The 26,081-nt window shown below is 71.6% G+C and carries 20 protein-coding genes; 4 read left to right on the top strand and 16 right to left on the bottom strand.

The window, feature by feature from the left end; all coding sequences use genetic code 11:
- Positions 1–49: 49 nt before the first annotated feature.
- The 6 genes from ACFOYY_RS15410 to ACFOYY_RS15385 form a co-directional block, all read right to left on the bottom strand.
- Positions 50–727, bottom strand: a complete 678-nt coding sequence (locus ACFOYY_RS15410; RefSeq protein ID WP_362774420.1) for a DUF6875 domain-containing protein — start codon at positions 725–727, stop codon at positions 50–52.
- Entirely contained in the window at positions 721–2,046 is a 1,326-nt protein-coding gene (locus tag ACFOYY_RS15405) for an FAD-dependent oxidoreductase (protein WP_362774417.1), read from the bottom strand. Before ACFOYY_RS15405 ends, ACFOYY_RS15410 begins: the two co-directional genes overlap by 7 nt.
- Positions 2,043–3,101, bottom strand: a complete 1,059-nt coding sequence (locus ACFOYY_RS15400; protein WP_386190122.1) for a methyltransferase — start codon at positions 3,099–3,101, stop codon at positions 2,043–2,045. Before ACFOYY_RS15400 ends, ACFOYY_RS15405 begins: the two co-directional genes overlap by 4 nt.
- A 124-nt stretch (positions 3,102–3,225) precedes the next feature.
- The gene (locus ACFOYY_RS15395) at positions 3,226–4,599 is read right to left on the bottom strand and encodes an MFS transporter (protein ID WP_386190121.1); all 1,374 of its coding nucleotides are present in this window, start codon (positions 4,597–4,599) and stop codon (positions 3,226–3,228) included.
- A complete protein-coding gene (locus tag ACFOYY_RS15390) occupies positions 4,592–8,926 on the bottom strand; it encodes a non-ribosomal peptide synthetase (protein ID WP_386190120.1) in 4,335 nt (1,444 codons plus the stop codon). The genes ACFOYY_RS15395 and ACFOYY_RS15390 overlap by 8 nt, the downstream gene beginning before the upstream one ends.
- Positions 8,923–9,207, bottom strand: coding sequence for a phosphopantetheine-binding protein (locus ACFOYY_RS15385; RefSeq protein WP_362774405.1), 285 nt, complete (start codon positions 9,205–9,207; stop codon positions 8,923–8,925). Before ACFOYY_RS15385 ends, ACFOYY_RS15390 begins: the two co-directional genes overlap by 4 nt.
- A 330-nt stretch (positions 9,208–9,537) precedes the next feature.
- On the opposite strand from ACFOYY_RS15385, the gene ACFOYY_RS15380 reads away from it, so the two are divergent.
- Positions 9,538–11,052, top strand: a complete 1,515-nt coding sequence (locus tag ACFOYY_RS15380) for a glycoside hydrolase family 3 protein (protein WP_386190119.1) — start codon at positions 9,538–9,540, stop codon at positions 11,050–11,052.
- 63 nt (positions 11,053–11,115) lie between these two features.
- Here the strand turns inward: ACFOYY_RS15380 and ACFOYY_RS15375 are convergent, their stop codons facing one another.
- From ACFOYY_RS15375 to ACFOYY_RS15365, 3 genes are all read right to left on the bottom strand, one after another.
- Entirely contained in the window at positions 11,116–11,838 is a 723-nt protein-coding gene (locus ACFOYY_RS15375) for a PIG-L deacetylase family protein (protein WP_352008488.1), read from the bottom strand.
- A complete protein-coding gene (locus ACFOYY_RS15370) occupies positions 11,838–12,977 on the bottom strand; it encodes a hypothetical protein (RefSeq protein ID WP_386190118.1) in 1,140 nt (379 codons plus the stop codon). The genes ACFOYY_RS15375 and ACFOYY_RS15370 overlap by 1 nt, the downstream gene beginning before the upstream one ends.
- A 178-nt stretch (positions 12,978–13,155) precedes the next feature.
- Entirely contained in the window at positions 13,156–14,334 is a 1,179-nt protein-coding gene (locus ACFOYY_RS15365) for an ROK family transcriptional regulator (protein WP_352008486.1), read from the bottom strand.
- Between the two features lie 315 nt (positions 14,335–14,649).
- Here ACFOYY_RS15365 and ACFOYY_RS15360 point away from each other — a divergent pair, with 315 nt between their 5' ends.
- From ACFOYY_RS15360 to ACFOYY_RS15350, 3 genes are read left to right on the top strand one after another with little or no spacing between them, the layout of a single operon-like run.
- Entirely contained in the window at positions 14,650–16,326 is a 1,677-nt protein-coding gene (locus ACFOYY_RS15360) for a condensation domain-containing protein (protein WP_386190117.1), read from the top strand.
- 20 nt (positions 16,327–16,346) lie between these two features.
- Positions 16,347–16,796, top strand: coding sequence for an RrF2 family transcriptional regulator (locus ACFOYY_RS15355; RefSeq protein ID WP_184719254.1), 450 nt, complete (start codon positions 16,347–16,349; stop codon positions 16,794–16,796).
- 27 nt (positions 16,797–16,823) lie between these two features.
- Positions 16,824–17,615, top strand: coding sequence for a DNA-formamidopyrimidine glycosylase family protein (locus tag ACFOYY_RS15350; RefSeq protein WP_386190116.1), 792 nt, complete (start codon positions 16,824–16,826; stop codon positions 17,613–17,615).
- Here ACFOYY_RS15350 and ACFOYY_RS15345 read toward each other — a convergent pair.
- The 7 genes from ACFOYY_RS15345 to ACFOYY_RS15315 all read right to left on the bottom strand — a co-directional run bounded on the left by ACFOYY_RS15345 (position 17,612) and on the right by ACFOYY_RS15315 (position 25,984).
- Positions 17,612–17,974: a helix-turn-helix domain-containing protein gene (locus ACFOYY_RS15345; protein ID WP_352008483.1), complete on the bottom strand. Its 363-nt coding sequence runs from the start codon at positions 17,972–17,974 to the stop codon at positions 17,612–17,614. The two genes, ACFOYY_RS15350 and ACFOYY_RS15345, sit on opposite strands and share 4 nt — an antisense overlap.
- Before the next feature lie 207 nt (positions 17,975–18,181).
- Positions 18,182–18,685 carry a CinA family protein gene (locus ACFOYY_RS15340; protein WP_352008482.1) on the bottom strand — a complete coding sequence of 168 codons (504 nt, stop codon included), beginning with the start codon at positions 18,683–18,685 and terminating at the stop codon, positions 18,182–18,184.
- Positions 18,682–19,287, bottom strand: a complete 606-nt coding sequence (gene pgsA, locus ACFOYY_RS15335) for a CDP-diacylglycerol--glycerol-3-phosphate 3-phosphatidyltransferase (RefSeq protein WP_352008481.1) — start codon at positions 19,285–19,287, stop codon at positions 18,682–18,684. The genes ACFOYY_RS15340 and pgsA overlap by 4 nt, the downstream gene beginning before the upstream one ends.
- 25 nt (positions 19,288–19,312) lie before the next feature.
- Complete coding sequence (gene rimO, locus ACFOYY_RS15330; RefSeq protein ID WP_352008480.1) at positions 19,313–20,722, bottom strand: 30S ribosomal protein S12 methylthiotransferase RimO; 1,410 nt, start codon at positions 20,720–20,722, stop codon at positions 19,313–19,315.
- Positions 20,723–20,790: 68 nt separating this feature from the next.
- A complete protein-coding gene (locus ACFOYY_RS15325; protein WP_352008479.1) occupies positions 20,791–21,549 on the bottom strand; it encodes a helix-turn-helix domain-containing protein in 759 nt (252 codons plus the stop codon).
- Positions 21,550–21,632: 83 nt separating this feature from the next.
- Positions 21,633–24,155 carry a DNA translocase FtsK gene (locus tag ACFOYY_RS15320; protein WP_362910928.1) on the bottom strand — a complete coding sequence of 841 codons (2,523 nt, stop codon included), beginning with the start codon at positions 24,153–24,155 and terminating at the stop codon, positions 21,633–21,635.
- 143 nt (positions 24,156–24,298) lie between these two features.
- Positions 24,299–25,984: a ribonuclease J gene (locus ACFOYY_RS15315; RefSeq protein ID WP_352008477.1), complete on the bottom strand. Its 1,686-nt coding sequence runs from the start codon at positions 25,982–25,984 to the stop codon at positions 24,299–24,301.
- Between the last annotated feature and the right edge of the window lie 97 nt (positions 25,985–26,081).

Raw genomic sequence — 26,081 nt, 5'->3', positions numbered from 1 at the left:
GTCACGCTTCGGGACGGACCCCTCGTCCCGAAGCGTCACGAACTCCGCGTTACGGCACCCTGACGGTGAACCCGTGCAGCCTGGCCGCCTCCTCCACCTCCGCGCGCAGCGCCGCGGGCGGCCGGTCGCCGAAGCGCTCCAGATAGGCCGCGAGCTGTTCCCGGTCCTCACGCAGGAACGCGAAGTCCGTCGCCACCATGTGCCTGATCACCAGCATCGGGACCGGGCTGCCCAACGGCAGGAAGTCCGGGTTCCACAGCCCCGCCTTCGGCGGCGGCCCCGGGTAGAACTCCCCGACCATCAGCCCCTCCCTGACGTAGCGCGGCTTGAGCAGCCGCTGCGCGGCGTCGATCGTCCGCGCCGCCTCCGCCTCCGGCAGGTCGGGGAAGAGCACCAGGATCGTGCGGTACTGCGGGGAGGTCCCCGGCGGGGAGACCAGCGCGCGGAACCAGTCGCGGTAGCCGTCCAAAGCCTCGGCCACCGCGTCGCCGTCCGGCGTCCCCGGCTGCACCGCCAGGTAGAAGACCCCCCGGTCGAGCGAGGTCTGGGCGTAGGGGCAGACGGGTCCCTTCCTGCCCAGGTCGGGGTGGGGCCGGCACAGGTACTCCCTGGCCCACACGACGGTCTCCTTGAGCGGCACGCCGTACCCGCGGACCAGTTCGTGCTCGCCGTCCAGGTCGGAGAGCTCGATGAGCGCGCGCGTGGGGTCTGCCGGATCGGTCAGCATCGCCGTCCGCCCCTCCCCCGTCGCACGGCGAACGCGAGCGTGGCCGCCAGCACCGCCCCGAGCGCGGCACTCCCGGCCTTCAGCGACGCGTCCTGGCGCCTGGCGCGGGCCAGCGCGTCGGCGTAGGGGATCGTGGTGTGCGAGACCATCGTGTACAGCGGCACCCACCTGCCGGGCAGCAGCCTGGCCAGCAGCAGGTCGGCCTTCTTGCGGGCCAGGTGGAGCGGGGAGCGGAGCCGGTCGCGCAGTTCGACGAAGTTCTGCTTCGACAGCTCGTCCAGCACGTCGGTGTGCGGTTTGCGCAGCCGCTGGTAGGCGGCGAAGGCCGCGCCCAGGTCGTCCGGATGGTCGCCGAGACACCGGTCCAGGACCGTGCAGTCCTCAAGCGCCGAGTTCATGCCCTGGCCGTAGAAGGGGTAGACCGCGTGGCAGGCGTCGCCGATCAGCGCCACCTTGTCCCTGTGGTGCCAGTGCGAGGTGCGGACCGAGACCAGGTGCCCGACCGGATGCTCGGCGTACTCCTTGGCGAGGTACGGCATGAGCTCCCGGGTGTCCGGGAAGCGCGCGGCCAGGAACGTCTCGGGGTCGGTGATCTCGCCGAACCGCTCGAAGGGCAGGAAGAGGGTCCCGGTCAGCGAGTTGTCGCGGTTGGGGTGGGCGACGATGAGGGCGTCCTCCCCCGGCCAGACGTGCAGCGCCTCAAGCCTGGTCCTGGCCGAGCCGTCGTCGGCCGCGGGGATGGTCAGCTCCTTGTAGCCCCATTCCAGGAACTCCAGGTGGAGGTCGGCCCGCAGCCCGTGCTGCATCCGGGCCCGCACCCGGGAGAACGCGCCGTCGGCGCCGATCACCGCGTCCGCGGCCGCGCCGACCTCCTCCCCCTCGGGCCCGACGAGCCGTACGGCCGCCGCCTCGCGGTCGAGGTCGACCAGCCGGTGCCCGAAGTGGAAGCGCACCCCCGGCTGAGCCTCGGCGTGGTCGACCAGGGTGGTGATGAGGTCGCGGCGCAGCACCGAGTGGAGGATCTCGCCCTCGTGCGCGCCGTACGGCTGGAAGGGGAGCGCGCCGCCGGGCAGGTGGATGGCCCTGCCGCGCATCGGCACGATGAGCGGCCGCAGCCTCTCCATCAGGCCGATGTCGTCGAGCGCCTTGATGCCCCTGGCCGACAGGCCGAGGTTGATCGACCTGCTCTCGTCCTCGTCGAGGAGCCGGGGGTCGGGACGCCGTTCGTAGACGTCGACCTGGAAGCCCCGCCGTACGAGGTAGCAGGCCAGGAGCGTGCCCGCGGGCCCCGCTCCGATGATGAGGATCCGGCGTTTCATCGTCCCTCCCCTGTCGTCCGTACGGCGCCGGCCAGACGGGCGACGAGCAGTTCGTCGGGGCCGTCGAGGCCGCGACGTTCCAGGTGTTCGAACCCCGCCTCGGCCAGCCATCCGGCCACGTCCGCGAAGGAGTGGAGGCGGCCGCCCTGGGTGACGGCGAGGTTGAGGCTGAAGGAGCGCAGGAAGGCCTCGGCGACCGGGGAGGTCCCCTCCGGCAGGTCGGCGAAGGTCTCCAGGACGAGCAGCGTGCCGCCGGGCCGCAGCGCGGCGGCGACCCTGCCGAGCAGCGCGCGGTTGGCCGCCGCGTCGAAGCCGTGGCAGACGTTGAACAGCAGCGCGGTGTCGTGGCCGGTGCCGAGATCGGCCGTGGTCACGTCGCCGGGGACGAGGGTGACACGGTCGCCGAGTCCCGCCTCCTCGACCCGGGTCCTGCCGCCCTCGATCGCGCCGGGCAGGTCCACGACCGTCGCGGTCAGGCGCGGGTGGACCTGGCAGAGGGCGACGCTGTGGCGGGCGTGGCCGCCGCCGACGTCGAGCAGCCGCTCCCCCGGGTCGGGCGCGGTCTCGGCGATGAGGGGGGCCATGCCCGCGGCCATCCCGTCCAGCATGGTCTGGAAGTCGCGCAACGTGCGCGGGCGGCCCTCAAGCCAGGTGTAGAAGTCGGCCTGTGGCCTGCCGGTCCTGACGGTCTCCTCAAGGCCGTCCCACAGCTCGCCCAGCAGGTCGTGCCAGAAGGCCAGCGCCGGGGCGTAGCTCCACGGGTCGCGCCGGTCGAGGGAGTTCGCCGTCATCGGGCTGTTGGCGTAGGTTCCCCGCGCCCCCCTGTCGAGGTAGCCGAAGCCGACGAGACCGTCCAGCAGGACGGGCAGTGTGCCGGGGTCCGTGCCCGTCCTGGCCGCCAGTTCGGCGGCGGACGACGGCCCGGCCGTGAGCGCCTCGAAGATCCCTAATCGCTGGGCGGCCCCGGCGGCGCGGAAGGCCATCGCCCCGATCAGGTCGAGGTGTGGTCCCGGTGCCTGGTAGCGGAGTTCCTCGGGGTCGAGGTAGAGCGGCATCGCTATCTCCTTGCGCGACTTACATGATTTGCATGATCTGCACGGTTCACGTGGCTTCCTTGCTCTTCTCCGCGCATGACTTCTCCGCGCGTGGCTCCTCGCTGAGCACACGACGCCTGTCGGATCACACGGTCTGGGCGGCCCGCGTGGGGTCGGGCTCCGGACGCGCGTCCGGAAGCTCGGCCTCGACCCCGCGCAGGCGGGGCTGAAGGTAGAGCAGCGGGGCCAGGACCAGCAGGCCCAGGCCGGAGATGAGGAAGACGGCCGCCACCCCCCGGCCGGGGCCGGTGCCGATCACGCCGCCGAGGACTCCCGCCAGCGCCCCGCCGGGAGCCATCGCGGGTTCCAGGACGCGGTCGGCGAGGGGGCCCGCGGCCAGGTAGGCGAGCACCGTCGCCGTCTGGGTGAGGGTCCGCACGGTGCTGAGCACCCGGCCGAGCGCGGCGGGTTCCGTCTTGGCCTGCACCACGGTCATCGCCGTGCCCTGCACGAACGGCAGCGTGAACAGGAAGGCGGGCGCCACGACCGCGATCAGCCACGGCGAGGGCGCGAGGCTGTGCAGGGCCAGCAGCACCCCGCCGAGCGCCGTGAACAGCACGACGCCCCGCACCCTGCGCCGGGGCCCGCCCCAGGCGCTCAGCACCAGTCCCCCGGCGAAGACGCCCGCGCCTCCGGCGAACATCAGCGCGCCCAGCACGGCCGGGGAGCCGAACGACAGGATGAGCGGCTGGACCAGCACTCCCGCGGCGCCGAAGAGCAGGTTGTGCGCGGCCAGCAGCGCGACCAGCAGGAGCAGTCCCGGCCTGGCCCGCAGGTGACGCCAGCCGAAGGCCAGGTCGCCGCGGAGCGGCTCCGGGGCGGTGACCGCGCCGGGCCGGGTCACCTCGGGCGGCAGCCGTACGGCGAACATGACGGCCATGGTGACCAGGAAGGTCGCCAGGTCGGCCACCACGACGCCGGTGATCCCCACCGTCACCAGCAGCGTGCCCGCCAGCAGCGGGGCCGCGATGTTGACCGCGTCGGCGACCTGCATCAGGCCGTTGGCGCGGCCCAGGTGCCTGCTCGGCATGATCAGCGGCATCATCGAGTGGTAGGCGGCCATGTGGAAGGTGCCGAAGACGGCCCCCGCCGCGGTGACCACGTAGACGTGCCAGACCTGCAGCGAGCCGGTGGCCAGCAGTACGGCCAGCGCGACGGTCACCACGGCCGCCCCGGCGTCCGCCGCCATCAGCAGCCGCCTGCGGTCGAGCCGGTCGGCCGCCGTGCCCGCGAGCTGCGAGAGCAGCACCTCGGGCAGCACCGCGCAGAGCATGATCAGCGTGAACTGGGTCGCCGATCCGGTGCGCTGGTACACCCAGACCCCGAGCACGAACCCGGTCAGGCTCGAACCGATGATCGACAGCAGCTGCGCGGCCCAGATGACGGCGAACCTGCGCACGCCGTCGTCCACACCGGCGTCCACACCGGCGTCCACACCGGCGTCCACACCGTCAGTCACGGCGGCCCCCCACGAGCACTCCTGAGGCCACGTAGTGGTCCAGGTAACGGCCGAGCAGCGCCGCGTCGGCGGGCGGGCAGACCAGCCCGGCGGGCGCGAGCATCTCCTCGGTCGCCGAGCAGTCGAAGGAGGGACCGGCCTGCCCGCCGTACTCGGCGATGAAGGCCGGGTAGAGGGCGATGGGCAGGTCGTCGCCGACCGCGACGCGGTCACGGGCGAGCCTGCGCCACTCCTCGCTCGGCATGAGCCGTACGGGGAAGCCGCGCTCGGCCAGTCCCTCCGCCAGCACGGCGGGGCGCAGCAGGCCGGGGTTGTGGTGGTGGAAGTCGCCGACGGCCCCGCTCAGCGCCAGGTGGACGATCGCCGCCGCGACGTGGTCGACCGGCGCCATGTCCAGCCGTTCCCCTTCGGGCACCGAGCCGAGGCGCGCGCAGGTCTCGAAGAACCGGCCGAGGAAGTCGTCCGGCGCGGCCGTGCCCGTCCCGCTGTCGGCGGAGATCCTGGCGGGCCGGTGGACGGAGACCGGCAGCCCGGCGTGGCGCGCCAGCCCGGCGATCCGGTCGGCGACCCACTTGCTCCGGTCGTAGCCGAGGGTGAGCGGCTCCGGGTCGGGCAGCGGGTCCTTCTCCCTGACCGTGCGCTCGCCGGGGGTCAGGTGGACGCCGAGGGTCGAGACCAGGTGGACCGGGACGGTCCTGCCGCCGCTCGTGGCCAGGCGCAGCACCTCGACGAGGCCGTCCACGTTGGCCGCCCGCAGTCTCCGGTACGGCCAGGCGAAGTTGACCACGGCCCCGTTGTGCACGATGAGGTCGGCCGTCCCGGCCAGCTCCGCGAAGCGCCCGCCGGGCAGGCCGAGGCCGGGGACGCCGAGGTCACCGGGCTCGGCGACGATCCGCCCGGCCAGGTCCTCCTCCCACAGCCCGTAGCGTTCCAGGCCCGCGCGCAGCCGTTCCTCCGGCTCGCTCCCCCTGACCAGGCAGTGCACGGTCGCCTCGGTACGGCGCAGCAGTTCGGCCAGCAGGTGGGCGCCGAGGAAGCCGGTCGCGCCGGTGAGCAGCACCCGCCGGGGCGGCCCCGTGACGACCGGCCCGCCGGGGACGACATCCGGCGGCAGAACCGCCTCCGCCCGCAGGTCCACGGTCTCGGCGGGCCCGCCGTCCACGATTCCGGCCAGGTCGGCCAGGTCGGAGGCGGTGAACACCTCGCTCATCGGCACCGTGACCCCGAGCCTGGCCGAGATCCCGGAGACGACCCGGGGCACGAGCAGCGAGGTGCCGCCCAGGTCGAAGAAGTTGTCCCCGCGTCCCGGCTCTCCGCCGAGCAGCCCCGCCCAGATCGCGGCGAGCTCCCGTTCCGTGCCCTCCCTCGGCGCCTCGTACGGCGGCGCGGAGCGCGTGTCCGGTTCCGGCAGCGCCCGGTGGTCGATCTTGCCGTGCGGAGTGAGCGGCAGCGCGGGCAGCATGACGACGGCCCCGGGCAGCATGGAGCCGGGCAGCCTGGAGGCCAGGAAGGCCCGCAGCCGCGCCAGGCCGACCGGTTCCCCGACGAGGTAGGCGACCAGCCGCCCCTCTCTCGCGACGACGACGGCCTCGCGGACCCCTGGGTGGGCCAGGCAGGCGGCCTCGACCTCACCGGGCTCGATCCTGACGCCGTTGACCTTGACCTGCCGGTCGGTCCTGCCGAGGAACTCCAGGTCGCCGCCGGGCAGCCATCTGGCCAGGTCCCCGGTGGCGTACATCCTGGCCCCCGCCCGGGGCGAGAACGGGTCGGGCAGGAAACGCTCGGCGGTCAGGCCGGGGCGGCCGAGGTAGCCGTGGGCCAGGCACTCCCCGCCGATGTGCACCTCGCCGGGCACACCCGTCGGGGCCGGGTTGCCGTGCCGGTCGAGCACGTAGACGCGGGTGTGCGCCAGCGCCGTGCCGATCGGCAGGTGGGGGGCGTTCACCTCGGCGCCGTCCGTCGTGCGGTAGGAGGTGGCGCAGACGGTCGCCTCGGTCGGCCCGTAGTGGTTGTGGAAGGCGACCCGCCCGCCGGTCAGCCCCGCCCAGGTCCGCAGCCGTGCGACCGGGACGCTCTCGCCGCCGACCATCATCGTGGTGAGCGGCCCGCGCAGCCGCAGGCCCGCCCGGTCCAGCTCCTCGACCCACTGCTGCCACAGGGCGCAGGCGGTGTCGACCATGGTGACCGAGAGGTCGTCGCACAGTTCGGCGAGGCCGGGCCCGGTCAGCGAGGCGGGGTCGGGGTGCAGCACCAGGGCGGCGCCGCTGATCAGCGCGGGGAAGACGTCCCCGGCCGAGGCGTCGAAGCTGAGCGGCGGGACCATGAGCACCCGTTCCCCCGGCCCGAAGCCGTGCAGGTCGCGGAAGGACCTGGCCAGATGGGACAGGGTCCGGTGCCCGACGACCACCCCCTTGGGGCTCCCGGTCGAACCGGAGGTGTAGATCACGTAGGCGGCCTGGTCCGGGTGCCTGGGCACGGACCTGCCCCTGGCCGGCTCCCTGGCCGGCTCCCTGGCCAGCTCTCTGGCCGGCTCTCTGGCCGGCTCTCTGGCCGGCGCGATCCGGGAGGTCCAGGCGGCGAGGTCGGCGCGGGTGACGACCGGCCCCCCGGTGAACCCGGCGAACCCGGCCTCGTCCGCGATCACCGCGGCCACGCCCGCGTCCCGCAGCAGCGCGGTCAGCCGTTCCACGGGCTGGGCCGGGTCCAGCGGCACGTACGCGGCCCCCGCCTTGAGGACGCCGAGCAGCGCGACGATCGCCTCGGGGCTCGCGGTCAGGGCGAGCCCGACCCTCGGTTCGACCGGCCCCGAATCCAGCAGGGGACGCAACCCGGCGGCGACGGCGTCGGCGGCCCGGTCGAGGTCGCCGTAGGTGAGCGTCGCCTCCGCGGTGACGACGGCGGGCGCCTCCGGGGTGCGGGCGGCCTGCCTGGCGACCAGGTGGTCCAGCAGGAGGGCGCCCTCCTCCCAGGCCAGTTCCTCGGGAGGCTCGCCGAGCAGGGCCGCGCGTTCGGCCTCCGGCAGGATCTCCAGCTCGGACAACCGGCCGCCCGGGGTCGCGGTGACGGAGCCGAGCAGCGTCTCCAGGTGCACGGCCATCCGTTCGACGCTCGCCCGGTCGTACAGGGCCGTGCTGTAGTCGAACATGAGCTGCAGGTGCTCGGGGTAGACGACCACGTTCAGCGACAGGTCGAACTTGGCCGAGACCAGCCCGGACAGCACCGGCTCGACGCGCAGCCCGTCGAGTTCGAGGGAGCCTGCCTCGGGGTTGCCGAGTGTCAGCAACGTCTGGACCAGCGGGGTCCTGGCCGGGTCCCCGCCCAACCGCAGCTCGGCGACCAGCCGCTCGAACGGCACCGCGGCGTGGCCGTACATGGTGAAGGCGCGGCGCCGTACGCGTTTGAGGAGGTCGCGGAAGGCCGGGTCGCCCCCGAGGTCGGCGCGCAGGGCCAGGGTGTTGACGAAGAGCCCGAAGACCTCCTCGTCCTCCTCCCGGTCACGCCCGGCGACGGGAGTGCCGACGCAGAAGTCCTCCTGACCGCTGTAGCGGGACAGCAGGACCTGGTATGCGGCCAGCAGCACCATGAACGGGGTGCACCGCTCGGTCCTGGCCAGCTCGGTGACGCGCCGCCACAGCCCGATCGGGACCCGGTGGATCACCAGGTCCCCCTCGGTCGTCCGTACGGCGGGGCGGGGCCTGTCGGTCGGCAGTTCGAGCGCCGGGACGCCGTCGAGTTCCCTCGCCGGGCTCGTGACGTCGGCCGGGCGTTCGCGCCGCTCCCGCACGTGGTCGGAGTAGCCTCGCCGTGGCGGTGCCAGCGGTGACGGCCGTCCCGAGGCGAAGGCCGAGTAGAGAGCGGCCAGTTCGGGATAGAGGATCTGCTCGATCGACCAGGCGTCCCCGGCGATGTGGTGCACGACCAGGTGGAGGATGTGCTCCTCGGGGCCGACCCGGGCCAGGGCCGCGCGCAGCAGCGGCCCCGAGGCCAGGTCGAAGGGCCGGTTGCTGAGTTCGGCGAGGGTCTCCGGGGACGGCTCGCCCACCGGGGTGAGGTGTTCGACGACCACGGGTTCCGGATCGAGCACCCTGGCCTCCGGGACGCCCTCCCGGTCGGGGAAGACGGTGCGCAGCGCCTCGTGCCTGGCGACGATCTCACTCAGCGCCCGTTCCAGGGCCCCGGTGTCGAGCGGCCCGGTCAGCCTCTCGCAGACGACCATGTTGTTGGCCCCGTCGCCGGGGGAGAGCCGGTCGAGGAACCACATGCGTTCCTGCGCGGGAGACAGCCCCGGCGCGGGGAAGAGCTCTCGTGCGGAGGGAAGCGCGTTCACGCCTGCTCTCCCCGCAGCCGGGTGACCTCCTCGGCCATGCCGGCGACGGTGGGATTGTCGAAGAAGACGTCCAGGGAGACCTCGACGCCGAGTCTGCGACGGGTCCTGGCGATGATCTGGGTGATGGTCAGCGAGTGGCCGCCGAGATCGTAGAGGTCCTCGTCGGGACCGATGTCGTCGACACGGAGCACCTCCTGCCAGATCTCGCGTATCTGGGCGGTCACCGGGTCCTCCAGGCCTAAGGGGTCGGTTTCCTTGGCCGGGGAGAACAGGTCGGTCACGGGGACTCCTCATCTGGTTCGGTTTTGACCGGTTCTTGTGGCCCGGGTCCCGCGAGGACGGGCACGTTCCGTGGCTCGTCCTGGGACGCGGCCCGTGGACATGACGGCGGTGGGAGGCGACGGTGCGGAGGGACCGGCGCGATTAGCCGGGTGTGCGACATCCGGTCCGTCTCCCTCATGGGTGACTTGTCTTCGGGCGGGCGACACGGGCATGGGACCGCCAGGAAACCTTTAATTAGTAAAGTTTCCTGTCTATTAACGCAATCCGAATGCTACACATGTGGTACGTCTGAAACAAGCAAAAGACGATGTTGAAAAAACGGAGGCGTTATGAGCGTTCGCGGGGGCCTGAGTGGCGCGAGTCCCGAGCTGGCCAGGCTTGCGGACACCGTGCTGCAGCCGGGCTTCGTGGGGACCGAGGTGCCCGACTGGCTGCGCAGACGGCTCGCCGACGGGCTCGGCGGGGTCGCGCTCTACTCCAGGAACCTCGTGGACGGCCCCCAAGTCAGAGCCCTGACGGCCGCCCTGCGCGCGGAGAACCCGGACGTGGTGATCGCCACCGACGAGGAGGGCGGGGACGTCACCCGGCTTGAGGCCCTCACCGGCAGTTCCCGTCCCGGCAACCTCGCCCTCGGCGCGGTGGACGACCCCGAGCTGACCGAGCGGGTGGCCCGCGAGATCGGCGCCGACCTGGCGCGGGCGGGTGTCACCCTCAACTACGCCCCCGTGATCGACGTCAACTCCGACCTGGACAACCCCGTCGTCGGCACCCGCGCCTTCGGCTCCGACCCGTGGCTGGTCGCCAGGCACGCCGCGGCGTGGGTCACCGGCCTGCAGGCCGCCGGGGTCGCCGCCTGCGCCAAGCACTTCCCCGGGCACGGCGCGACCGCCGTCGACTCCCACAACGACCTGCCGACGGTCTCCTACTCGGTCGAGGAACTCGCCGCGACCACGCTTCCGCCGTACCGGACCGCCATCGAGGCTGGAGTGCGGGCCGTGATGACCGGTCACCTGCTGGTGCCCGCCTACGACGCCGAACTCCCGGCGACGCTGAGCCACCGGCTGCTGGTCGGGCTCCTGCGGGAGGAACTCGGCTTCGACGGCCTGATCGTGACCGACGCCGTCGAGATGCCCTCGGTCGCCGAGCGCTACGGCGTGACCGGCGCCGCGGTGCGCGCCCTGGCCGCGGGTGCCGACGCCATCTGTGTCGGCGGCGAACGCAAGGGCGCGGGCGTCGTCGGTTTCATGCGCAACGCCATCATGGCCGCGGTGATCGACGGCACGCTTCCCGAGGAGCGCCTGGCCGAGGCCGCGGAGCGGGTGCGCCGCCTGGCCGCGTGGTCGGCCGAACAGCGCCGGGCGACCTGGGTCACCGGAGGCACCGAAGCCGACCCCTCCGGCCTCGCCGCGGCCAGGCGCGCCCTGCGGGTCCGCGGTGAGGGGTTCCCTCTCGTCACGGCCCCGCAGGTGGTCGAGTTCGTCTCCGAGACCAACATCGCCATCGACCGGGTCACCCCGTGGGGCGTGGCCGAGCCGCTGGCCGCGCTGCTCCCCGGCACCGACGGCGTACGGCTCGGCCCCGAGGACCCGCTCCCGGTGCCCGCCGAGGGACGCCCCCTGGTGGTCGTGGTACGCGACGCGCACCGTCACACCTGGGTCTCGGCCGGCCTCGACACCCTGCTGGCCGGACGGCCCGACGCGATCGTGGTCGAGATGGGCCTGCCCGGCCCGCTGACACCGGGGGGCACGCACATCACCACCCACGGCGCGACGACCGCCTCGGGGCAGGCCGTGGCCGAGTTGCTCACGGGCAGGACCGCCGTGACGGACCTGACCCCGGCCTGAGCGCGCGGGCCGTACGGGACCCTGTGAGCCCGCCGCGAGTCCGGCGTGAGTTCACCGCGAACATCACGCCGGACTCGCGGCGGACTCGCTTTCGAGGGCCCACAGAAGTTCGTGCTGCAGCGGCCCCGGCATCGCGACGAACTCCCCGTACTCGCAGGCCAGGGGTGCGATCTGCGAGGCGTAGGACAGGACGGCGCGCCGTTTGAGCGCCCACTCCCGCTCGTCGAGCCGTACCGGCGGCTCGGGACGCAGCCGGTGCCGCCCGGCCAGTGTCAGCACCGGCTGCCGCTCCGCCAGGGCCCGCGCGGCCTCCGGGGTGCCCCACTCGCGGGCCGCCGAGGCGTAAGGCAGGTCCGCGTAGGCCAGGACCTCCCCCGCCCCGAGCCCGCTCAGCGCGTCGAGCGCCCGGTCACGGACGGTCTCGTGGTCGGCGTTGCCGATGCCCATCGGGACCAGCACCCGGGTGTCCGGTGTGACGCCGGCGGTCAGGAAGTCCGCCAGCCCGTCCAGTCTCAGCGCCTGCGCGGGCACGTCGGGATAGTCGAGCGCCACCTGCTCGGCGCCGAGGACCTCACACGCCCTGGCGTCCTCCGCCAGCCGTTCACGGGCCGTCTCCTCCGCGGAGGCGAACCCGCACAGCCGGTCCCAGGACGACTCCCGCTCCGCCGCGGCGCCGCCGAGCACCGTGACGATCACCGAGGGCCCCTCGCTCCTGGCGAGGACCCCCGCGACCGACATGGCCGCGTCGTCGAAGTGCGGGGAGACCACGATCGTCCGCCAGCTCATCACACCTGTCCGTTCCTGGTCAGCACGAGTCCCCGGCTGCCCCGCTTACGCAGGTAGGCCAGGTCGTCGCAGACGAACTCAAGGGTCGGCGAGGCCAGTTCGACCCGTTCGGCCACCCGCCAGACCGACTGTTCCCTGAGCCAGGGCCAGACCACGTCGTTGAGCCGTTCGGTCTCCAGCGCCAGCAGGATCCGGTCGGTCGGCAGGGCGTCCAGCAGCGTCAGGTCCTGGTCGTAGTAGAGCATCTCGATCAGCAGGTAGGCCGCCGCAGGCCGGGAGCGCCCGGCGGCCAGCTCCTCCAGGCTCTCCGCGGAGAGCTCGGCCCCCAGGTCCCGTTCCCCCAGCCTGGCCAGGAAGGAGGCGTTCGGCTCGGTCGCCTGGACGGCGTACCCCTTGCCGACCAGCCTGCGGGTCAGCTCACCCTGGCAGGCCCCCACCTCGACCAGCGGCCCGTCGTCCGGAGAGCACCACCGGCCGATCCAGGCCGCCGTGGCGTCCAGCCGGTCCGCCTCGTACGGCGAGCGCCCGAACTCCCACGGGTCGTCGGCGACGGCCGCGTCCTCCCCCAGGCTGGAGATGAGGGCGTAGAGCCGGTTCGCCCGCTCGGTGTCGACGGTGAAGAAGCGTTCGACCACCGGCACCCGGTCGGTGGTGACGAGCCGGTCGGGCACACGGCTGCGCAGCAGCTCCCCCGCGTGCCGGTTGATGAAGTCGATCTTCGCGGCGGCCTCGGCTCCGGTGAGCCCCGCCACCTGGCCGGGAACCGTCTGCAGGAACAGGTTGTCCCCCACCGAGTACGTCACGGCCCGGCCCGCCAGCGCCCTGGAGACGATCCAGCCGAACCTGGCCCTGCGGATGCGGTGGTCGGCCGGGGAGTGGGTCCAGACCTCCCCCGTCGCCTCACCCAGCAGGCCCGCGACCTCCTCGGGTCCCGGCAGGGCCGCGGTGTTGCCCCCCGGCTCGACGAACGGCGCGAGCAGCTCCAGGCGTTCCCGCAGCGACAGGCCACCGGGGAGGGTCACCCGGGTGCCGGGGCGCCCGATGACGACCCCGATGTCGTCCTCCGCGTGCCGTCTCAGGACGGACAGGAACTCAAGTGCCACGTCCTCGGCATGCAGCACGGCGATGACGGCTGTCATAGTGCTTCGCTCCCCGATCACGGAAGAATGTCAGTTTTATGACATTTCCGCGCCAGCATAGACGATCTTCCTCACACCGCAACGGGCGATCAAGAAGAAACCGGCAAGTCGGGAAAATGGCACGTTCCATTACGCGCGGGGGGTGCTCCGGCATCCCGGAGCACCCCCCGCGCGCGGCTCAGGAGGCGAAGATCTCCTCGCGTGCCTGGTCGAGTGCGGCCAGGACGGCCCCGCGCAGAACCGGGTTCCCGATCACCTGACTGGGCACGACCTGCGGGCGGACCGGGCAGATCCTGGCGACCGCCTCCTCGATCCTGGAGGTGAGCACGGCTCCGCCCGCCTGGCTGATCTCCCCGGCGAGCACCACGAGCCCGGGGTCGAGCACCACGCACACCGAGGCCACGCCCAGCGCCAGACGCCCGGCGATCTCGTCGAGCAGGGGTTCCCCCCGCTCTCCCGCCCCGACCGCGGCGGCCACGCACTCGGTCGCGCTCTCGCCGCTGAAGCCGTAGGTCGCGGCGAGTTCCATCACCGCCTCCGCGCTGACCAGCGACTGCAGACCACCCGCCAGCGAGGGCAGCCGTCCGGGCACCGCCCGGATGTCCTCGGCCAGCGGCACGCCGGGTACCGGCAGGTAGCCGATCTCACCCGCGCTGCCGGACAGGCCCCGGTGCAGCCTGCCGCCGAGCACGACGCCGAGACCGATGCCGCGGCCGACCCACAGCAGCACGAAGTCGTCGGCCCCGTGCGCCGCGCCACGGGCGCGCTCGGCGACCGCGACGAGGTTGACGTCGTTCTCGATCCTGACGTCGCGCCGCAGGTCACGGGCGAGCGCCTCGTGGATTCCCTCGTGCCAGCCGGGCAGGTCGAAGGAGAAACGCACGTCCCCGGTCCTGGGGTCGACGACGCCCGGGGTGCCGATCACGACCGCCCTCAGCTTGGACAGGGCGACCTTCGCCGACCGGCACGCCTTGACGACCGCGCTGTGCACCAGCGCCACCGGGTCGTCGTGCCCGTTCGGCGCGACCGTCACCTCGGCCACGATGTCCCCGTGGATATCCGCGATGGCGGTGGTCACGAATTCCGGGCCCACATCCAGACCCGCCACATAAGCGGAGGAGGGAATGATGCCGTAAAGCGCGGCATTTGGCCCTCTTCCTCCCGCCTGCTCCCCTGCCACCTCGACCAGACCGCGCTCCTCAAGGCGCGCGAGCGTCTGGGACGCCGTCACCTTGGAAAGGCCGGTGAGCTCTCCGATCTGGCCCCGCGTCAGCGGTCCCGAATCCAGCAACAGCTCCAGGGCGGCCCGGTCGTTGATCTCCCTCAGCAGCCTGGGCACGCCAGGACGTCGCTCCATACGCATGCTCTCTTGTTCGCCGTTTCCCCGTCGCAATTACATTCAGGTAAGAATAGCGGTTCTATTCATTAATAAAGCTTCCTGATAGTTTAGCCCCGAAGGGGGGTGCGGGGAGGCCAGGAGGGCCTCTTCCGGCATGTCCTTCCCCCTCCTTCCCCGGACTTACCCGCCTCCACCGCCCCCTCACAGCACGGGATCGCCGTGAAATCAGGGCTTGCGACGCCCGCCCGTCGCGTGGAACACTCCGGGAAACGGGAAATGGTAAAGATTCTTTTCAGTAAGACTCTTGCGGCGTGTGGCGAGGCAGGTCTCGACATGGAAACCGTCATCAGGATCTCGGCCTGCTACGCGGGACGACCGACCCGGCACGGCCCCGTCACGATGGGCCAGGCGAACATGGCCCGCTGCGTGCTGCGCGACCCCCCTCTGCACATGAACTTCCGTGAGACCACGCCCCTTCCCCACGGGACGACCCTGGCCGCCGTCGTCGAGGCGGTCGGGCTGCTGCTGGCCAGGCACGAGAGTCTGCGGGCCACGATCCGCGGGGACACCCAGCTGGTCTCCGGGTCCGGCACCCTGCCCGTCGAGGTCCACGTCGTCGAGGACGAGCCGGAACCGGACGCCGTCGACCGGCTGGCCGAGGAGGTCGGCCTGCGCCTGCAGGGCGACCGGTTCGACGTGGAGAACGAGCTGCCGATCCGGGTCGCGGTGATCACCGAGGGGGACGTCCCCCTCAGGATGGTCTTCGTGCTGACGCACACCTCGGTCGACGAGGTCGGCCTGGCCACCGTGATGCGCGACTGGGAACGGCTGATCAGAGGCGAGGCCGTGCCCGAGCCGTGCCCGACCCAGCCGCTCGACCTGGCCCTGGAGGAGAAGGCCCCGCCCACCCGGCTGCGCACCGCCGCCGCCCTGCGGCACTGGGGCACCCAGCTCGGCCGGGTGCCCCAGTCGATGTTCGCCGTCGACGAGACCGCCGACCCCGAGGCGCTCCGGCCCCGGCTGCGGGTCCGCTCCACCGTCGCGGCCGAGGCGCTCGGCGCCGTGGCGCGCCGTACGGGAGCCAGCAGGTCCGTGGTCACCCTCGCCGCGCTCGGGACGCTGATCGGGGCGCGGACCGTCCAGCGGACCTGCGTGATCGCCTCGCTGACCAGCAACAGGATCCGCCCCGAGGTGCGTGACTACGTCGGCCCGATCGCCCAGGACGCGCTGATCACCGCCGATCTGGAGGTCCCCACCTTCGACGAGGCCGTCCGCCGCTTCCGCACCGCCTCCCTCACCGGCTACCAGCACACCAGGTTCGACTCGATCGCGCTCTGGAACCTGATCGGGGCCGTCAACACCGAGCGGGGGATCGACTTCGCCCGTGACTGCGTCTTCAGCGACATGAGCGGGGTCGCCCTGGCCGAGCGGGAGCCTCCCCCGGCGGCGGACATCGAGTGCCGGTGGCTGCCCGAGGCCTCCTTCCCCGCGCACCTGGCGCTGTGGACCAACCGCCTTGAGGACGAGGTCGACCTGACGTTCTGGATCGACCCCCGCGTCATGTCCCGCGCCGAGGCGGAGAGCTTCGGCACCGGCCTGGTCAGACTGCTGATCGAGGCGGCGGGGCGGGTGGTCCCGCTGCCGGAGGTGGCGGACCTGTGCGGGGTCCCGCCCGTCGAGTACGGCCCGGGCTGGGTCCACACCGACTCGTGCTGGGTGAACCTGGAGGCCGTGGAACGGCTGGTCGACGCGGCCCTCGGAGATCGCCCGCACCTGGTGACCCACGACGCGGACGGACGTCTGACCTGCCATGTCTCCGGAGGAACCCCCCAGGAGGCCCACGCCGCGTGCATGGCCCTGCTCCCGGGACGCACCTCCGCGATCGCCCCTCACCACTACGTGATCCACCAGCCCGCGCCGGCGGAGGCGTGGCTGCGAGCCCCTGTCGTCACCGAAGGCTGCGGACGTGAGTTCGTTTTTTCCGCCACCTCGCGCGTAAGCAGTCAATAGCAGGCGGGATAATCGATTACATGCGTCTATCCGCTCGTGTCGACTATGCCCTACGTGCCGCCGCCGAACTCGCCGCCGCGGGTGACGGACCTACCACCGTGGGTGAGCTGGCCAAGGAGCAGGACATGCCGCCCAAATACCTAGAGAACATCCTCCTGCAGATGCGGCGAGCCGGTCTGGTCCGGGGTCAGAGAGGGCCCGAGGGCGGCTACGTGCTGGCTCGCGCCGCCTCTGAGATCACCCTGGCGGACGTGATCCGCGCCGTTGACGGGCCGCTGGCCAACGTGCGGGGCGAGCGCCCCGAGCACGTCGGCTACCGGGGCCCCGCCGAGGCGCTGCAGCAGGTCTGGATCGCGCTGCGGGCCAGTGAGCGGGCCATCCTGGAGGAGGTCACGCTCGACAGCGTGGCCACCGGTGTGCTCCCCGAACGGGTCCGCCAGCTCGCCGCCGACCCCTCGGCGTGGGACTGAGTCGCCGGCACCAGCCGGGAGACCGCCGTGCCCGAGGGTGACGTCGTCCACCTCACCGCGAAACGGCTCGGTCTCGCGCTCGACGGACGGGTGCTCACCCGCTCCGACTTCCGCGTGCCCGCCCACGCGACCGCGGATCTGACCGGCCGGGCCGTCCTGGAGACCCGGTCCCGGGGCAAGCACCTGCTCACCCGGGTCGAGGGCGGTCTGACCGTGCACACCCATCTGCGGATGGAGGGAAGCTGGCGGATCTCCAGACCGGGACGGGGCACGCCCCCGGGAGACGTCGTGCGCCTGCTGCTGGCCAACGAGGAGTGGCAGGCCACAGGCGTACGGCTGGGCATGGTCGATCTGCTGCCCACCGGGCACGAGGCGAGAGTCGTCGGGCATCTCGGCCCCGACCTGCTCGGGGCGGACTGGGATCCGGGCGAGGCCGTACGGCGGCTGTCCGCCGTCCCGGAGACGACGATCGGAGAGGCGCTGCTGGATCAGCGCAACCTTGCGGGAATCGGGACCATCTACCGGGCCGAGACGCTGTTCCTGGCCGGTCTGTGGCCGTGGCGGCCCGTCGGCGCGGTCGAGGACCTGGACAAGGTGGTGAGAATCGCGCAGCGGCTACTGCACGCGAACAAGGAGCGTCCCAACAGGGTGACGACAGGAGACGCACGCCCCGGCCGGGACACCTGGGTCTACGGCAGGGCCGGACGGGCCTGCCTGCGCTGTGGGAACCGGATCAGTCGCGGTGAGATGGGGAGAGGGCCGCAGGAACGGCTGATCGTCTGGTGTCGTCACTGCCAGCCGGAACGAGTGACCGGTTAGGCAGCGACCATGTCGTTGACTTCGGGAAAGACGGAATCCGGAAGAGCACCGGAGACCACGGTCTCGGCGATCGGCAGGCGTTCGCGCTCGGGCACGTCACCGGCGAGCACCGGGGCGTGCTGAAGCTCGGCCAGCGCGAACTGGTCTGAGACCTCACGCAGCACCTGTGAGAGCGGCACACCGAGGGCACCGCAGATCGACGCGAGCAATTCGGAGGAGGCCTCCTTCTGGCCACGCTCCACCTCAGACAGATATCCGAGAGAAACACGAGCCAGTGTGGACACCTCACGCAAGGTGCGACTCTGCCGCACCCGCAGCCGCCGCAGCACGTCACCGAGCAGCTGACGCAGCAGGACCATCTGTCGCTCCCTCCCCGGCGCGGGCGCCTTCACGACACTCCGCGCGATCGGTTCGTGCCGCCCGTTCTTCGAACGCGACCCTTCGTACATACTCCTCGCCGTCATCATCGCTTGACCTTTACCTCACTCACAGCTCCACCGTACCTGTATCCACCAACCCTGCGGCAGACCGTGGTGAGCATGTTCGCTGGGGACGTAACGCGGTAATCACCCGGAATGTTCCCCCAAGTTCGACTCCAGCACACCTAAAAGCAGGTCTACGGCCTCCTTGACTGTCGATTGGCGAATTTCCTCACGGGCGCCTGCGAGGTGGAGATCCCGGTGCCATACCCGCCCATCAGGACCACTAACAGCCAGGTGCACGGTGCCGACCGGTTTGCCGTCCTGCGGCTCGGGACCGGCGACACCGGTCACGGCCAGGCCGTACGAGGCGCCGGTGAGTTCACGGACGCCCTCGGCCATCGCGGCCGCGACGTCCGGATGGACCGCCCCCTCCCGGTCGAGCAGGTCGGCGGGAACGCCGAGCAACCGGTGCTTGAGCTCGGTCGCGTAGGACAGCACCCCCCCGACGAAGGCCGTCGAGGCCCCTGGAGGGGCGGTGAGGACCGCGCCGATCAGCCCCGCGGTCATCGACTCGGCGACCGCGACCGTCTCCCCTCTGCGGATGAGAAGGGACAGCACGCTGGTCGCGGCGAGCAGACGGTGACTCATTCGCCCCGCGCCTTCCTGGCCACCTGCCGCAGCCTGACCGCGCGGATCACGTAGTCGAGGCCGGTGCCCACCGTCACGACGACGGCCGCGCCCATGACGACCAGACGGACCGGCTCGGGGACCCCGGGCCACATGTAGGAGACGATCGCGGCGATCTGCAGGACGGTCTTGACCTTGCCCCCGTAGCTGGCGGGGATCACACCGTGCCTGATGACCGCGAATCGCATCAGGGTGATGCCAAGCTCCCTGCCGAGGATCACGATCGTGACCCACCAGGGCAGCTCGTCGAGCAGTGAGAGACTGATGAGCGCCGCACCGATCAGCGCCTTGTCCGCGATCGGGTCGGCGATCTTGCCGAAGTCGGTGATCAGGCCGTAACGCCGGGCCAGCTCGCCGTCGAGCAGGTCCGTCAGCGAGGCGACCAGGAAGACCACCAGCGCGGTGACCCGCCAGCCCGCGCCGGGCAGGAACAGGCAGGCCGCGAAGAAGGGGACCATCGCCAGCCGTATCACCGTCACGACATTGGCGATGTTCCACGCGCTCACCTTCGGGCGCGTGGTCGCCGGCGTCGTGCCGGTACCGGTCTCTGGCGAATTGGTCATACGGTCCCCCGGCCCGGTGGCGCGCTCACGGCGCGGCCTTGATACGGGCGATCAGGTCCACTCCCTCTGAGTCGACCACGACGGCCCTGACGATCTGCCCGGGCACCAGGCCGATGCCCTGGACCGTGACGGACCCGTCCACCTCGGGGCCCTGGTGCGCCGCGCGTCCCTCGTAGCCGCCGTCGCCGAGATCCTCCTCGATGAGGATGTCGACCTCGGTGCCGATGCGCTCCTCGGCCCGCTGGGCCATGAGCTCGTCGGCCAGCTCGGTCAGCGTGGCCACCCGTGCGTCGATGACCTCCTGCTCCAGCTTGCCCGGCAGCGAGGCCGCCTCGGTGCCCTCCTCGTCGGAGTAGCCGAAGACGCCGATCACGTCGAGCCTGGCCAGCTCAAGGAAGGAGACGAGCTCGCCGAACTCCTCCTCGGTCTCGCCGGGGAAGCCCACGATGAAGTTGGAGCGGACCCCGGCCTCGGGAGCCTTGGCCCTGATCATCTCCAGCAGGTCGAGGAAGCGCCTCGGGTCACCGAAACGGCGCATCCGCCGCAGCACGGAGCCGCTGGCGTGCTGGAAGGACAGGTCGAAGTAGGGGGCGATGCCCTCGGTCGAGGAGATCACCTCCAGCAGGCCGGGACGTAGCTCGGCGGGCTGCAGGTAGCTGACCCGCACCCGCTCGACGCCCTCGACGGCCGCCAGGGAGGGCAGCAGCTTCTCCAGCGCCCGCAGGTCGCCCAGGTCCTTGCCGTAGGAGGTGGAGTTCTCGCTGACCAGCACGAGCTCCTTGACGCCCTCACCCGCCAGCCACGCGGCCTCACCGATGAGCTCGGCGGGATCACGTGAGACGTAGGCGCCGCGGAAGGCGGGGATGGCGCAGAACGTACAGCGCCTGTCGCACCCGGAGGCCAGCTTCAGCGAGGCGACGGGGCCGTCCCCCAGGCGCTTGCGCAGCGGCCTGGGACCGCTGGCCGGGGCCAGCCCCTCGGGCAGCTCTCCGTGGCCGGGGATGTTGGTCTTGGGGGCCGAGGCGCGCTCGACCGGGGAGATCGGCAGCAGGGTCCTGCGGTCACGCGGACTGTGCGGGACGAGCGACTTGCCGGCGAGCACGTCGTCGAGACGCGCGCCGATCTGGGTGTAGTCGTCGAAGGAGATGACGGCCGCGGCCTCGGGCAGGGCGTCGGCGAGCTGGTCACCGTACCTTTCGGCCATGCAGCCCGCGGCGACCACCTTGGCCCCGGAGTCGGCCGCGGCGAGCAGGGTGTCGATGGAGTCCTTTTTCGCTGAGTCGATGAAGCCGCAGGTGTTGACGACGATGACCTCGGGGTCGTCGTCGCCCACCTGCCAACCGGCAGCCTCAAGACGCGCGGCGAGCTCTTCTGAGTCGACCTCGTTGCGCGCGCAGCCCAGCGTGATCAGCGATGCGGTTCGGCGGGATGACATGGTGGACACTACGGTATCGGGAGTTGACGGCCACCGATGCACCTCCCCCGTTCCCAGATGGCCCCGGGTCAGCTCGGTGTGGAGTCCCGCAGGCCGTAGGAGCGGTTGACGACCTGCCCACGGCGCCCGGGAGCGCCGAGGTTCTTGCCGTTGAGCTGCAACGAGACGGCCCCGCCGTCGCTGAAAGTGACCTTCATCCCTTTCTCCGCCCGCCAGACGGAGGTTTTACCCGCCTCCAGCGTGCCGGAGAAGAGTTTTTTGCCACTGACGTCCTTCACGTCGAGCCACGAGGAGCGCTTCGCGCTGATCTTGAGGACCACGGGCCCGCTCACCGTGCCCGCGGCCAGCGAGTTGGGCCTGCGTGTCGGCCCGGGCGTGTCGAACGCCCTGCCCGCCTCGGAGTGCGCGGGCACGGCGGGCCGCACCTCGGCCGTCGGCGTCTCCCCCCGCCCGCCCATGGTCTTGACCACGCCGAAGACCACCACGATGGCCAGCGCGACACCCATGGCCATGGTCCAGTTGGGCGAGCGGCTCTCACGGATCTTGATGGGCGTGTCGGCCTGGAACACGCTGGCGGCCCTGACCGGCAGCGGCACGCCCCCGTGCAGCTCGTCGTACTCGTGCACCACGGCCTCCGGATCGAGCCCGAGGGCCTTGGCCATGTTCCGGACGTGGCCCCGCGCGTAGAAGTCCCCTCCGCACTGGGAGAAGTCGTCACGCTCGATCGCGTGGATCAACGCCTCACGAATGCGCGTGTGCGCGCTCAGCTCCGCCACGGTCAGCCCCGCCGACCGGCGCGCCTGCGCCAAACCACTACCAATGCTCATAGCCGCACGCCCCCAAAGCACCCGACGCTGCGTAGTGAGTCCTATTCAACCAGTAATCGGGCTGCTCCCGTACGTCGGGGGCGTCATTGACCCCGCAGGTCGGCCAGGAGTCCGGGCAGTTCGTCGGGCTTGACCATGACCTCGCGCGCCTTGGAGCCCTCGCTCGGCCCCACGACGTTCCTGCTCTCCAGCAGGTCCATCAGACGGCCCGCCTTGGCGAAGCCGACCCGCAGCTTGCGCTGGAGCATCGAGGTCGAGCCGAACTGGGTGGTCACGATCAGCTCCGCGGCCTGGACCAGCAGGTCGAGGTCGTCGCCGATGTCCTCGTCGATCTCCTTCTTGGCGGTCGCCGAGGCGGCCACGTCGTCGCGGTACTCGACCTGCATCTGCTCCTTGCAGTGCGCGACGACGTCGCCGATCTCCTTCTCCGAGATGAAGGCGTTCTGCAGCCGCATCGGCTTGCTCGCGCCCATCGGCAGGAACAGCGCGTCGCCCTGCCCGACCAGCTTCTCGGCGCCCGGCTGGTCCAGGATGACGCGCGAGTCGGCCAGCGAGGAGGTGGCGAAGGCCAGTCTGGAGGGCACGTTGGCCTTGATCAGGCCGGTGACCACGTCCACGCTCGGCCGCTGGGTCGCGATGACCAGGTGGATGCCCGCGGCGCGGGCGAGCTGGGTGATGCGGACGATGGAGTCCTCGACGTCGCGCGGGGCGACCATCATCAGGTCGGCCAGCTCGTCCACGATCACCAGGAGGTACGGGTAGGGCTGGTAGACACGCTCGCTGCCCGGCGGCGGCACGAGCTTGCCCGTGCGCACCGCCTTGTTGAAGTCGTCGACGTGCCGGAAACCACTGGCGGCCAGGTCGTCGTAGCGGCGGTCCATCTCACCGACCACCCACTCCAGGGCCTCGGCCGCCTTCTTGGGGTTGGTGATGATCGGCGTGATCAGGTGCGGGATGCCCTCGTAGACACTCAGCTCGACCCGTTTTGGGTCGACCAGCACCATCCGCACCTCGTCGGGCGTGGCGCGCATCAGGATCGAGGAGATCAGACCGTTGACGCAGACCGACTTGCCCGCGCCGGTCGCGCCCGCGATGAGCAGGTGCGGCATCTTGGCGAGGTTGGCCACGATGGTGCGGCCCTCGACGTCCTTGCCCAGGCCGACGATCATCGGGTGGTGGTCGGCCTGGGCCACCTGCGAGCGCAGGATGTCGCCGAGGGAGACCAGGTCCTTGTCGGTGTTGGGGATCTCCACGCCGATCGCCGACTTGCCGGGGATGGGCGACAGGATGCGTACGTCGGCGGACTTGACGGCGTAGGCGATGTTCCTGGTGAGGGCGGTCACCTTCTCGACCTTGACCGCGGGGCCCAGCTCGATCTCGTAGCGCGTCACCGTCGGCCCCCGGGTGAACCCGATCACCTGGGCGTCGATGGAGAACTGCTCCATCACGCTGGTCAGCGCGTTGACCACGACGGTGTTGGCCTTGGTCTGCGGTTTGGGAGCGCTGCCCGGGCGCAGGAGCTGGATGTCCGGCAGCGTGTAGGGGCCCGCCTGCGGCGACAGGACGAGCTGCTCGACCTTGCGCGGCGCCGGGGTCGGGGCAGGCGGCTCCGCCCTGGTGGCGGCGACGGCCTCCTCCTCCGGCTGCTCCTCGGTGAGCCCGGGGACGATCTCCGGGGAGTGGTCCTGCCCGGTCCCCGCCCGCGTCTCGGTGACGACCGGCGTGTCGTACGGCTTGACGGTCTCGCCGCCCTCGCGCTCCTCGGCGGGACGCTTGCGCGCGGGTTTCCTGGCGGGCCTGGCCTTGGGGGGCGCCTCCCGGTCGAAGAGCATGTGCCTGATCTCGGCCAGCCGCTCGGGGACCCGGTGGACCGGTGTCGCGGTGATCACCAGGACGCCGAACCCGGACAGGATCAGCAGCAGCGGGATCGTCACGAAGGCAGGCAGGATGCTCGCGGGCGGCGCAGAGACGATGAAGCCGACCATGCCTCCGGCGGCCGAGACCTTGTCCATCCCGTCGGTTGGTCCTCCCGACGGATACGGCGTGTCGTGCACCACGTGCACGACGCCGAGCAGGCCGATCATGAGGGCCGACCACCCGATGCCCATCCGGCCCGTGTCGGCGTTCTGGTCGGGGTGGCGCAGCAGCCGCCAGGCCAGCAGCGCGAGCAGGATGGGGATCAGCCAGGCCAGAGACCCGAAGGTCCCGCGCATCACCCCGTTGACCACCTGGGAGACCGTGCCCGTCGTGTCCCGCCAGAGGATGGCGGCCAGCGCGACGGCCCCGGAGAACACCGCCAGGCCGAGCCCGTCACGGCGGTGCACCGGGTCGAGCTCCCTGGCGTTCTGCCCGAGGGCGCGCGCCGCGGTGCCGATGCCGCCCGCCAGCAGCATCCAGACCCCCATGAACAGCTTGCCGATCATGGTGAACACCCAGCCGAGCGGGTCGTGCTGGGGGCCCGGGGGTCTTCTGGAACGCGGGGCGGGCTTCGCCCGGGTGGTGGCGGCCCGCCTGACGGGAGCCGTGCGGGGCGCGGAGGACCCGGACCGGCCCGACCCCTTGGCGGGAGTCTTGCCTGAGGCGCCTTTAGACGTACCGGTGGCCATGCTAGCGAGGCTATCGAGCGACACCGTCGATCACGCGCAGGCTCGCCGGTACCAGCCTCACCATACGGAACAAAAGCCCCATGGATCCGCCCCCACCGACATGCCGTACGGCCCGCCTGAGCTGGCCGTACGGCGGAGACGGGTCAGACCTCGATCACCACGGGGACGATCATCGGGCGGCGGCGGTAGGTGTCGCTCACCCAGCGCCCGACGGTCCTGCGGACCACCCTGCGGACCTGCTGGATGTCCACGACGCCGTCGGCGGCGTTCTCCTCGATCGCCCTCTCGATCTGCGGGAGGACCTCCGTGAGCCGGTCGGGGTCGATGCCCGACCCCCGGGCGTGGATCTCCGGCCCTCCGGTCAGCTTGCCCGTGCCGGTGTCGACCACCACGACGATGGAGATGAAGCCCTCCTCGCCCAGGATGCGACGGTCCTTGAGGGCGAAGTCGGTGACGTCGCCGACCGAGGTGCCGTCCACGTAGACGTAGCCCGCGGGGACCGCTCCCACGATCCGCGCGCGGCCGTCGAGCAGATCGACCACGACGCCGTCCTCGGCGATCACGATGTGGTCGTCGGGAACCCCGGTCAGCGCGGCGAGCTTGGCGTGCGCCCGCAGGTGACGCCATTCTCCGTGCACCGGCATGAAGTTCGACGGCCTGGTCAGGTTGAGCACGTAGAGCAGTTCGCCCGCGGCGGCGTGCCCGGAGACGTGCACCTTGGCGTTGCCCTTGTGCACCACGCGGGCGCCCCAGCGGCTCAGCCCGTTGATCACCTTGTTGACGGCGGTCTCGTTGCCCGGGACCAGGGAGGAGGCCAGCAGGACGGTGTCGCCCTCGGCCACCCTGATCGGGTGGTCGCGGTTGGCCATGCGCGACAGCGCCGCCATCGGCTCGCCCTGGGATCCGGTACAGATCAGCACGACGTCCTCTGGAGGCCGGCCCTCGATCTCCTTGGCGTCGACGATGACGTCGGACGACACCCTCAGGTAGCCCAGGTCCCTGGCGACGCCCATGTTGCGGACCATGGAGCGGCCGACCAGCGCGACCTTGCGGCCGTGCTTCTCCGCGGAGTCGATGACCTGCTGGACGCGGTGGATGTGGGAGGCGAAGCTCGCCACGATCACCCGCTTCTCCGCGGTGCGGATCACCTCGTCGATGACCGGGCCGATCTCCCGCTCGCTGGTGACGAAGCCCGGGACCTCCGCGTTCGTCGAGTCCGACATCAGCAGGTCGACGCCCTCGGCGCCGAGCCTGGCGAACCCGCCGAGGTCGGTCAGCCGCCCGTCGCTGGGCAGCTGGTCCATCCGGAAGTCACCGGTGTGCAGCACGATGCCCGCGGGCGTCCTGATCGCCACGGCCAGCGCGTCCGGGATCGAGTGGTTGACCGCGAAGAACTCGGTCTCGAACGGCCCGAACACGCGCCGCTCGCCCTCGACGACCTCGACCTTGACCGGCTGGATGCGGTGCTCGGTGAGCTTGGCCTCGATCAGCGCCAGCGTCAGCTTCGAGCCGACGATCGGGATGTCACGCCGCTCCCGCAGCAGGTACGGCACGGCACCGATGTGGTCCTCGTGCGCGTGCGTCAGCACCAGCGCCTCGACGTCGTCGAGGCGGTCTCTGATGTACTCGAAGTCGGGCAGGATCAGGTCGACGCCGGGCTGGTCGGGCTCGGGGAACAGCACCCCGCAGTCGACGATCAGCAGACGGCCGTCGTACTCGAAGACCGCCATGTTGCGGCCGATCTCGCCCAGGCCGCCCAGCGCGACGATGCGCAGCGCGCCTTCGGGAAGCTCGGGAGGCGGCCCGAGCTCCGGGTGGGGATGACTCATCCGGCCACGCCTCTCTGGTAGGTGGAGGCGGCCCCCTCCGCCGGCGGGACTGCTCCCTCGCCGAGCACTCCGGTCACCGGCCGGCCACTGTGTCCTC

The organism is Streptosporangium jomthongense (genome assembly GCF_042650425.1).
Classification (GTDB): domain Bacteria; phylum Actinomycetota; class Actinomycetes; order Streptosporangiales; family Streptosporangiaceae; genus Streptosporangium.
Note: the sequence above shows the minus strand (reverse complement) of the source record. Positions and strands in the feature narration are given on the sequence as shown.

Bases quoted from the DNA above. Each gene is read 5' to 3' on its own strand.
- ACFOYY_RS15410 (WP_362774420.1), bottom strand. From the start codon at position 727: ATGCTGACCGATCCGGCAGACCCCACGCGCGCGCTCATCGAGCTCTCC.
- ACFOYY_RS15405 (WP_362774417.1), bottom strand. From the start codon at position 2,046: ATGAAACGCCGGATCCTCATCATCGGAGCGGGGCCCGCGGGCACGCTC.
- ACFOYY_RS15400 (WP_386190122.1), bottom strand. From the start codon at position 3,101: ATGCCGCTCTACCTCGACCCCGAGGAACTCCGCTACCAGGCACCGGGA.
- ACFOYY_RS15380 (WP_386190119.1), top strand. From the start codon at position 9,538: ATGAGCGTTCGCGGGGGCCTGAGTGGCGCGAGTCCCGAGCTGGCCAGG.
- ACFOYY_RS15375 (WP_352008488.1), bottom strand. From the start codon at position 11,838: ATGAGCTGGCGGACGATCGTGGTCTCCCCGCACTTCGACGACGCGGCC.
- ACFOYY_RS15370 (WP_386190118.1), bottom strand. From the start codon at position 12,977: ATGACAGCCGTCATCGCCGTGCTGCATGCCGAGGACGTGGCACTTGAG.
- ACFOYY_RS15365 (WP_352008486.1), bottom strand. From the start codon at position 14,334: ATGGAGCGACGTCCTGGCGTGCCCAGGCTGCTGAGGGAGATCAACGAC.
- ACFOYY_RS15360 (WP_386190117.1), top strand. From the start codon at position 14,650: ATGGAAACCGTCATCAGGATCTCGGCCTGCTACGCGGGACGACCGACC.
- ACFOYY_RS15355 (WP_184719254.1), top strand. From the start codon at position 16,347: ATGCGTCTATCCGCTCGTGTCGACTATGCCCTACGTGCCGCCGCCGAA.
- ACFOYY_RS15345 (WP_352008483.1), bottom strand. From the start codon at position 17,974: ATGGTCCTGCTGCGTCAGCTGCTCGGTGACGTGCTGCGGCGGCTGCGG.
- ACFOYY_RS15340 (WP_352008482.1), bottom strand. From the start codon at position 18,685: ATGAGTCACCGTCTGCTCGCCGCGACCAGCGTGCTGTCCCTTCTCATC.
- pgsA (WP_352008481.1), bottom strand. From the start codon at position 19,287: ATGACCAATTCGCCAGAGACCGGTACCGGCACGACGCCGGCGACCACG.
- rimO (WP_352008480.1), bottom strand. From the start codon at position 20,722: ATGTCATCCCGCCGAACCGCATCGCTGATCACGCTGGGCTGCGCGCGC.
- ACFOYY_RS15325 (WP_352008479.1), bottom strand. From the start codon at position 21,549: ATGAGCATTGGTAGTGGTTTGGCGCAGGCGCGCCGGTCGGCGGGGCTG.
- ACFOYY_RS15320 (WP_362910928.1), bottom strand. From the start codon at position 24,155: ATGGCCACCGGTACGTCTAAAGGCGCCTCAGGCAAGACTCCCGCCAAG.
- ACFOYY_RS15315 (WP_352008477.1), bottom strand. From the start codon at position 25,984: ATGAGTCATCCCCACCCGGAGCTCGGGCCGCCTCCCGAGCTTCCCGAA.